General features: G+C 71.6%; 8 protein-coding genes. All 8 read left to right on the forward strand.

Annotated features, from left to right (window positions below):
* Nucleotide 1: 1 nt before the first annotated feature.
* Nucleotides 2-1,051: a PLP-dependent cysteine synthase family protein gene (locus ACFVJX_RS33375; protein WP_384135709.1), complete on the forward strand. Its 1,050-nt coding sequence runs from the start codon at nt 2-4 to the stop codon at nt 1,049-1,051.
* Complete coding sequence (locus tag ACFVJX_RS33380; protein ID WP_384135707.1) at nt 1,048-2,313, forward strand: ATP-grasp domain-containing protein; 1,266 nt, start codon at nt 1,048-1,050, stop codon at nt 2,311-2,313. The genes ACFVJX_RS33375 and ACFVJX_RS33380 overlap by 4 nt, the downstream gene beginning before the upstream one ends.
* A complete protein-coding gene (argH, locus tag ACFVJX_RS33385) occupies nt 2,310-3,776 on the forward strand; it encodes an argininosuccinate lyase (protein WP_384135705.1) in 1,467 nt (488 codons plus the stop codon). The genes ACFVJX_RS33380 and argH overlap by 4 nt, the downstream gene beginning before the upstream one ends.
* Nucleotides 3,773-5,065 (forward strand): MFS transporter, encoded by a 1,293-nt coding sequence (locus ACFVJX_RS33390; protein ID WP_384135703.1) that lies wholly within the window; start codon nt 3,773-3,775, stop codon nt 5,063-5,065. The genes argH and ACFVJX_RS33390 overlap by 4 nt, the downstream gene beginning before the upstream one ends.
* A 45-nt stretch (nt 5,066-5,110) precedes the next feature.
* Nucleotides 5,111-5,887: a 4'-phosphopantetheinyl transferase family protein gene (locus ACFVJX_RS33395; RefSeq protein WP_384135702.1), complete on the forward strand. Its 777-nt coding sequence runs from the start codon at nt 5,111-5,113 to the stop codon at nt 5,885-5,887.
* 133 nt (nt 5,888-6,020) lie between these two features.
* A complete protein-coding gene (locus tag ACFVJX_RS33400; RefSeq protein ID WP_384135700.1) occupies nt 6,021-7,910 on the forward strand; it encodes an acetolactate synthase large subunit in 1,890 nt (629 codons plus the stop codon).
* Between the two features lie 15 nt (nt 7,911-7,925).
* Entirely contained in the window at nt 7,926-8,498 is a 573-nt protein-coding gene (gene ilvN, locus ACFVJX_RS33405; protein WP_384135697.1) for an acetolactate synthase small subunit, read from the forward strand.
* 82 nt (nt 8,499-8,580) lie between these two features.
* Nucleotides 8,581-9,220 (forward strand): ketol-acid reductoisomerase (ilvC, locus tag ACFVJX_RS33410; RefSeq protein ID WP_384135695.1); only part of this gene is annotated, 640 nt, incomplete at its 3' end.

Consider the following 9,220-nt stretch of genomic DNA (forward strand, 5'->3'; position numbering starts at 1 on the left):
CATGACGACGACGACTCTGCCCAGGGCTCACTCCTCGATCGTGGAGGCCACCGAGCTGCCACGCATCATCAAGGTGAGCGACAACCTCTACGCTGCGGCCTTCAGCCTGATGAAGCTGCTGCCCGCCCGCTACATACTCGACCGCGCCGAGGCGGCCGGCCTGATCTCCCCGGGTACCCGGATCATCGAGACCTCCTCCGGCACCTTCGCCCTGGGCCTGGCCATGGTCTGCCGCCTGCGCGGCTACCCGCTGACCATCGTCGGGGACTCGGCGATCGACCGCGATCTGCGCACCCGGCTCGAAATGCTCGGTACGACCGTCGAGATCGTCGAGCACACCGGCCAGGCCGGCGGCATCCAGGGAGCACGGCTCGCCCGGGTGGCCGAGCTGCGCCGGCAGGACCCGGAGGCATTCGTCCCCGGCCAGTACGACAACCCCGACAACCCCGGCGCCTACGGCGTCGTCGCCGACCTGATCGGCAACACCATCGGCGCCGTGGACTGCCTGGTGGGCCCGGTGGGTTCGGGCGGCTCCACCGGCGGGCTCGCCGCCGCGCTCCGGCAGACCGCGCCGGCACTGCACCTGACCGGCGTCGACACCCAGGGCAGCATCATCTTCGGCAGCCCCGACGGACCGCGCATGCTCCGCGGACTCGGCAGCAGCATCCACCCGGGCAACGTCACCCACACCGCCTACGACGAGGTCCACTGGGTGACCGCGCCCGAGGCCTTCCACGCGACCCACCAGCTCTACCGCGAGCACGGCCTGTTCATGGGCCCGACCAGCGGCGCGTCCTTCCAGGTGGCGTCCTGGTGGGCGGAGCAGAACCCGGAGAGCACCGTCGTGATGGTGCTCCCCGACGAGGGCTACCGCTACCAGTCCACCGTCTACAACGACGCCTGGCTCAGCGAGCAGGGGATCGTCCCCGCCCCCGCCGCCGGCGGCCCCGTCACCGTCGACCACCCCCTGGACGCCACCGCGGCCTGGTCCCGGCTGCTCTGGGCCCGCCGCGGCTTCGACGACGTGGTGATGCCGGGGGTCGGCTCATGAGCGAGCGCCTGCTGCTCCTGGTGGAGAGCAACACCACAGGCACGGGACGGCTGTTCGCGCGCCGCGCGGCCGAGCTGGGAGTAGTGCCCGTACTGCTCTGCGCCGATCCCGGCCGCTACCCCTATGCCGCCGAGGACCGGCTGCGCACGGTCGTCGTCGACACGTCCGACGAGGCCGCGCTGTGGTCGGCCGTGCGGACACTGGAGGACGGTGCCACCGTCGCGGGCGTCCTCACCAGCTCCGAGTACTACGTACCCACCGCCGCCGCACTCGCCTACCGGCTCGGGCTGCCCGGCCCGTCTGCCGAGGCCGTGCGGGCCTGCCGCGACAAGGCCGAACAGCGCCGGCTCCTGGCCGGCGCCGGCGTCGGATCGGCGGACTTCGCCGTCGTGTCCGAGGCCGCCGACGCACTCGCCGCGGCCCGCCGCATCGGACTGCCCGTGGTCGTCAAACCGGTGCAGGGTTCAGGGAGTCTGGGCGTACGCCTGTGCGCCGGGCTCGACGAGGTCGCCGAGCACGCCGGAGCACTGCTGGCCGCCACGGTGAACGAGCGGGGCATCACCGCACCCGGCCGGATCCTGGTCGAGGAGTACCTGACAGGACCGGAGTTCTCCGTCGAGGTGTTCGGCACGGAAGCCGTCGTCACCGTCGCCAAGCACGTCGGCCCGCTGCCGGTGTTCGTCGAGACCGGGCACGACGTACCGGCCGCGCTCCCCGGCGAGCAGGAGATCGCGCTGCGCGAGACGGCGGTACGCGCGGTGCGGGCACTCGGCCTCGGCTGGGGCGCCGCCCACGTGGAACTGCGGCTCACCGGCCCCCGCACCGCCGAGGTCATCGAGGTCAACCCCCGGCTGGCCGGCGGCATGATCCCCGAACTGGTACGCAGAGCCTGCGGGATCGACCTGGTGCGCGCCCAGGTGCTGGCCGCCCTCGGCACGGCGCCCCAGCTGGCACGCGGCGGCTACGCACGCGCCTCGATCCGCTTCCTCACCAGCACACAGGACGGCATCCTCGCACCCGCCGCCGCACTGGACGAGGCCGTCGGCCGGGCCCGCACGGTACCCGGCACCGTCGAGGCCCTGCTCTACCGCGGCCCCGGCGAACCGGTCGGCCCCGCCGAGGACTTCCGGGGCCGCTTCGGCCACGTCATCGCCGTCGCCGACCGCGCGGGACGGGCGGCCGAAGCCGCCGACCGGGCCGTGGCCCTGCTCGGCGCGGCCGTGTCCTACGCGGATCTGCACACAGAGGAGGCATACGCATGACCACAGCGCCCGCGCAGGGCGTCGACACCGGCCGGCTCAAGGCCGCGCTCGACGCCGAGGCGCACCGCATCGTCTACGACCAGTACCTGCCGGACACCGCGGACGGGCTGGGCCAGGAGCTGCGCGCCATCAGCGAGGTCGACCGGGCCCACCTGATCATGCTCACCGAGCGCGGAATCGTCGACACCGACAGGGCCGCGGCCCTGCTGCGAGCCATCGAGGAGCTGCGCGGGCAGGACTTCGCACCCGTCCGGACCAGGCCGATGCCGCGCGGCGTCTACCTGGCGTACGAAGGCCACCTCATCGAGCAGTTGGGCGACCGGACCGGCGGCATCCTGCACACCGGCCGTTCGCGCAACGACCTCAACGCCACCACGACCCGGCTGAAGACCCGCGCCCCCTACCTGGCGCTGCTCGACGCCGTCGACCGGCTGGCGGGGGTGCTCCTGGCGAAGGCCGAGGAGTACCGGGACGTGGTCATGCCCGCCTACACCCACGGCCAGCCCGCCGTGCCGATCAGCTACGGCCACTACCTCGCCGGTGTCGCCGGCGCCGTACTGCGCGCGTACGAGGCGCTGCTCGACGGCGGACGCCAGATCGACGTCAACCCGCTGGGAGCCGGCGCGATCGGCGGGACGTCCGTCCCCATCGACCCGCGGCGCACCGCCGAACTCCTCGGCTTCGACTCCGCCGCGCCCAACTCGGTCGACGCGGTGGCCTCCCGCGACTTCGTCCTGGACCTGCTGTCGGCGTCCGCCGTCCTCGGCGTGGCACTGGCCCGGGCCGGCCGGGACCTGAGTACCTGGACGTCCGAGGAGTCCGGGCTGCTGCGGGTGGGCGACACCCTCGTCGGGTCCAGTTCGATGATGCCGCAGAAGCGCAACCCGTTCCTGCTCGAACACATCCAGGGCCGGTCCACCGCGAGCCTCGGTGCCTTCGTCGGCGCGGCGTCCGCGATGACCACCGGCGGCTACACCAACGCCATCGCCGTCGGCACCGAGGCCGTACGCCACCTGTGGCCCGGCCTCAGCGACACCACCGACGCGGTGACACTGCTGAGCCTGGTGGTCGCGGGCACCGAACCCGAGCGCGCCCGCATGACGGAGCGGGCCGTGGACGGCTTCACCTCGGCCACCTACCTGGCGGAGCGGCTCGTCCTGGACGGAATGCCGTTCCGGGCCGCCCACCACCTCGTCGGCGAGACCGTGCTCGGCGCCCTGGACTCCGGCCGGTCGCTGGTGGACGCGGCCCGCTTCACCGCCGTCGAGGACGGCGGGCTGGCCCCCGACCGGGTGGCCGAGGCGTGCGCCCACGGCGGCGGACCCGGCTCCACGGCCGACGGAATACGTGCTCTGAGCACCCGACGGGACGCCCTGAAGGCCGAACTGACCGGCCGGCGGACCCGCTGGTCCGACGGGAGCACCCTGCTGACGCAGGCCGTGCTCGAGGCAGTGACGTCATGAGCGCCCGGCTGACCGAGCGCGCCCCCGGCATGGACCACGAACCGCCCCCGCGCAGGGGGCTGCGTGGCAACCGCGACTTCCGGCTGCTGTGGATCGGCGAGACGACCAACCGCGTCGGCATCAGCATCACCGGTGTCGGAATGCCCCTGCTCGCCACGGTGACGCTCGACGCGAGCCCTTTCTCGGTGGGGCTGCTGGCCGCCGCCCCCTGGCTGCCCTGGCTGCTGATCGGCCTGCCGGCCGGCGCCTGGGTGGACCGGATGCGACGGCGGCCCATCATGCAGGTCTGCAACCTGGTGCCGCTGGTGACGCTGGCCAGCGTTCCGGCCGCTGCCTGGCTCGGCGTCCTGACGATGACCCAGCTGCTGTTCGTGGGGCTGGTCAACGGGTTCGCCGCGGTCTTCTTCGGGATCTCGTACAAGGTCTACGTGCCTTCTATCGTCGAGCCGGACGATCTCCCGGAGGCCAACGCCAAGCTCCAGGGGAGCGAATCGGTCGCCCAGGTCGCGGGTCTTGGCGGTGGCGGCCTGTTGGCCCAGGCGTTCGGCGCGGCGTCCGGTCTCCTGGTCAACTCGGCGACGTACCTCGTCTCCGCGCTCTGTCTGTCCGGCATCCGCAGCAAGGAACCGGTGCCGGAGAAACCCGCCGAGCGGCCGGCCCTGCTCCCGGACATCAAGGAAGGGCTCCGGTTCGCCTTCAGCGACCCCTACCTCCGCGTCCTCACCCTGTACGGAACCACCACCAACCTGCTGCTCACGGCCGAGGCGGCGGTCCTGCCGGTCTTCATCCTCCGGGAGCTCGGGATACCCGAAGGCGGCACCGGCTGGCTCCTCGCGTCGAGCAGCATCGGCGGGATCCTCGGGGCCACCACCGCGAAACGCCTCATCGCACGGTTCGGATCCGCGCGCGGACTGCTCGTCGCCACCGTCGCCAGCGCACCGTTCGCCCTGCTCATCCCGCTGGCCGGGACGGGATGGACGCTGGCCGCACTGGTGCTGGGCAGTGCGATCCTCTCGCTCGGGGTCGTGCTCGCCAACGTGATCCAGGGGGCCTTCCGCCAGCGCTACTGTCCGCCGCAGCTGCTCGGCCGTGTCTCGGCCAGCGTCTCGTTCGCGAACTTCGGTGCCATTCCGATCGGCTCCGTGCTCGGCGGGAGCCTCGGCCAGGTCCTCGGCCTGCGGCCCAGCCTGTGGCTGCTCACCGCGGGACTCGCCGTGACACCGCTCCTCCTCCTGATCGGGCCGCTGCGCGGAAGGCGGGACCTGCCGGTCGCGCCGGCCACGCGGTGAGACCCGACTCGCCTGTCTCACTCTCGTACGAACAGGAGAGACCCCGTGGAACAAACCCTGCCGTGGGTCGTTCGTGAGCTGCCACCCCCTGGCTCGCTGGACCTCTGGCTCCTGAGGGTCTCGGATGTCCCCAGCGGCATCCTGGACGAACAGGTACTCGACGCGACCGAGCGTCAGCGTGCCGCCGCCCTCATGCACGCCGCCGACCGAACCCGGTTCACGGCCGCGCATGTCGCCCTTCGCCGGCTGCTCGGCTCGTACCTGAGCCTGCGGCCCGAAGAGGTGCACCTCGGCCGGGACACCTGCCCCTGCTGCGGCGGACCGCACGGCCGGCCCACCGTGCTCGACGCCGACGACCGGCTGTTCTTCTCGCTGTCCCACCGGGGCGATCTCGCCGTCGTCGGTACGGCGGCGGCCCCGATAGGGGTCGACGTGGAGCTGGTGTCGGACGAGGAGAGCACCGCCGAACTCGCCTCGATGCTGCACGTGGACGAGCAGGCCGAACTGGCCGCGCTCAGCCCGCCGGAGCGTCCCAGGGCACTGGCCCGGCTGTGGACCCGCAAGGAGGCCTACCTCAAGGGCCTCGGTACGGGCCTTGGCCGCGACCCCGCTCTCGACTACGTCGGATCGGGACGCCCCGAGGGACCGTACCCGCCCTCCGGCTGGACTCTGCTCGATGTGCCGGTGGACCGGGGATACGCGGCGGCGGTCGCCGTCCGCGGCGAACTGGACGTCGAGGGGCCCCTCATCAAGAGGCTCTCCGGACTCGATGTCGTACGGCACACCCGCGAGGCCCTGCAGACGGCAGGAACCCCGCCCTGACGAGGCCCGGTCCGCCGGGTGCACCGATGCGGTGATCACCCGGCGGCGGGTACGCACCACCGGCCGCTCCCGCCGCGGCTGCCGATCACCGAAACGTCCTCGACAACACTCCTACGGACTTTTGGAACTGACGATGTCAAACGCTGTGCAGCAGGCCCCCGCGCCCCTCCTCCCGCAAGTGCGGTCCCGTACGACCGGGCAACCGAACACCGGCGCCGAGCACGTGACGGGCGCCCAGTCCCTCATCCGCTCGCTCGAGGAGGCCGGCGCGGACACCGTGTTCGGCATCCCCGGCGGCTGCATCCTCCCGGCGTACGACCCGTTGATGGACTCGACCCGGGTCCGCCATGTGCTGGTCCGCCACGAGCAGGGCGCCGGCCACGCGGCCACCGGCTACGCCCAGGCCACCGGCAAGGTGGGGGTGTGCATGGCGACCTCCGGTCCCGGCGCCACCAATCTGGTCACCCCGATCGCGGACGCCCACATGGACTCCGTGCCGCTGATCGCGATCACCGGACAGGTCCCCTCCAAGGCGATCGGCACCGACGCCTTCCAGGAGGCCGACATCGTCGGCATCACCATGCCGATCACCAAGCACAACTTCCTCGTCACGGACGCCGACGACATCCCGCGCACGATCGCCGAGGCCTTCCACATCGCCTCCACCGGCCGCCCCGGCCCCGTACTCATCGACATCACCAAGGACGCCCTCCAGGCGGAGACCACCTTCCGGTGGCCGCCGGTGATGGACCTGCCCGGCTACCGTCCGGTCACCAAGCCGCACCCCAAACAGATCCGGGAGGCCGCCCGGCTCATCGCCGCGGCCCGCCGCCCGGTCCTCTACGTCGGCGGCGGGGTGCTCAAGGCCCGGGCCACCGCCGAGCTGCGCACCCTGGCCGAGCTCACCGGGGCGCCCGTGGTCACCACCCTGATGGCGCTGGGCGCCTTCCCCGGCAGCCACCCGCTGCACGTCGGCATGCCCGGCATGCACGGGGACGTCGCGGCGGTCGCGGCCCTCCAGAAGGCGGACCTCATCGTCGCCCTGGGGGCCCGGTTCGACGACCGGGTCACCGGCAGGCTGGACAGCTTCGCCCCGCACGCCAAGGTCGTCCACGCCGACATCGACCCGGCCGAGATCTCCAAGAACCGGCTCGCGGACGTGCCGATCGTCGGGGACGCCCGCGAGGTGCTCGTCGGCCTGACCGCCGCCGTCCACGGCGAGCGGGAGGAAGGGCACGTCGGCGACTACGCGGACTGGTGGCGGGACCTGGACCACTGGCGGACCACCTACCGGCGCGGCTACGAACTCCCCGCCGACCCGGGGCTGCTCTCCCCGCAGCAGGTCATCGAACGGATCGGCCAAATGGCCCCGGAAGGAACACTGTTCGCCTCCGGCGTGGGGCAGCACCAGATGTGGGCGGCGCAGTTCCTCCCGCACGAGGAGCCCGGCACCTGGTTCAACTCGGGCGGTGCCGGGACGATGGGGTACGCGGTGCCGGCCGCGATGGGTGCCAAGGCCGGTATGCCGGACCGTGCGGTCTGGGCGATCGACGGTGACGGCTGCTTCCAGATGACCAATCAGGAGCTCACCACCTGCGCGCTCAACAACATCCCGATCAAGGTCGCGATCATCAACAACGGCGCGCTCGGGATGGTCCGCCAGTGGCAGAACCTCTTCTACGGCGCCCGGTTCTCCAACACGGTGCTGCACGACGGCGCCACCAACGCCACCACCGGCTCGACCCGCGGAGTGGGATCCACCACCAACCGCGGCACCCGGGTCCCGGATTTCGTACAGCTCTCCGAGGCGATGGGCTGTGTGGGCCTGCGCTGTGAGAACCCGTACGAGCTCGACGCGATCATCGACAAGGCCAACGCGATCAACGACCGCCCCGTCGTTGTGGACTTCATCGTCCACGAGGACGCGATGGTGTGGCCGATGGTCCCCGCCGGCACCTCCAACGACGACATCATGGCCGCACGCGACGTACGCCCCGACTTCGGCGACTCCGCGGACGACTGAGAGGACCTCCTGAACATGTCCCAGCACACGCTCTCCGTCCTGGTCGAGAACACACCCGGCATCCTCGCCCGTGTCGCCGCCCTGTTCTCGCGCCGCGGATTCAACATCGACTCGCTCGCCGTCGGCACCACCGAACACCCCGACCACTCACGCATCACCATCGTCGTGAGGGTCGACCACGAACTCGCCCTGGAACAGGTGACCAAGCAGCTCAACAAGCTGGTCAACGTCATCAAGATCGTCGAGCTGGAGGCGGATTCCGCGGTCCAGCGCGAACTGGTCCTGGTGAAGGTGAGCGCCGGCCACGACACCCGCGCCCAAGTCGTCCAGATCGGCGAACTGTTCCGGGCCAGAACCGTCGACGTCTCGCCCGAAGCCGTGACCCTCGAAGCGACCGGTTCCGGCGACAAGCTCGACGCGATGCTCCGGATGCTCGCGACCTTCGGTATCAAGGAGCTGGTCCAGTCCGGCGCGATCGCCATCGGCCGCGGCTCCCGGGCCCTGGCCGACCGCACCGCGCGCGAGGCCCGCCCGATCCGCCTCACCCCGGCGGGCGCCGCCACGGCGTCCCGCGCACAGAGCGCCTAGGTGTTCTGAGAGCAGCGCCGTCACCTTCTCGTCCTCCCGTCCGAACACACCCTCACGTTCCAGGAACCAAGGAGAGTCACCCATGCCCGCCGAGCTGTTCTACGACGACGATGCCGACCTGTCCATCATCCAGGGCCGCAAGGTCGCGGTCCTTGGTTACGGCAGCCAGGGCCACGCCCACGCGCTGTCGCTGCGCGACTCGGGTGTCGACGTCCGTGTCGGTCTGCACGAGGGCTCGAAGTCCAAGGCGAAGGCCGAGGAGCAGGGCCTGCGCGTGGTGAGCCCGGCCGAGGCGTCCGCCGAGGCCGACGTCATCATGATCCTGGTCCCGGACCCGATCCAGGCCCAGGTCTACGAGGAGTCCGTCAAGGACAACCTCAAGGATGGCGACGCGCTGTTCTTCGGCCACGGCCTGAACATCCGCTTCGACTTCATCAAGCCGCCGGCCGACGTCGACGTCTGCATGGTCGCGCCGAAGGGCCCGGGTCACCTGGTCCGCCGCCAGTACGAGGAGGGCCGCGGCGTTCCGTGCATCGTGGCCGTCGAGCAGGACGCCACCGGCAAGGGCCTGGAGCTGGCACTGTCGTACGCCAAGGGCATCGGCGGGACCCGCGCGGGCGTCATCAGGACGACGTTCACCGAGGAGACCGAGACCGACCTCTTCGGCGAGCAGGCCGTTCTCTGTGGTGGCACGGCCGCGCTGGTGAAGGCCGGGTTCGAGA

Source organism: Streptomyces sp. NPDC127177 (assembly GCF_042672475.1).
Classification (GTDB): domain Bacteria; phylum Actinomycetota; class Actinomycetes; order Streptomycetales; family Streptomycetaceae; genus Streptomyces.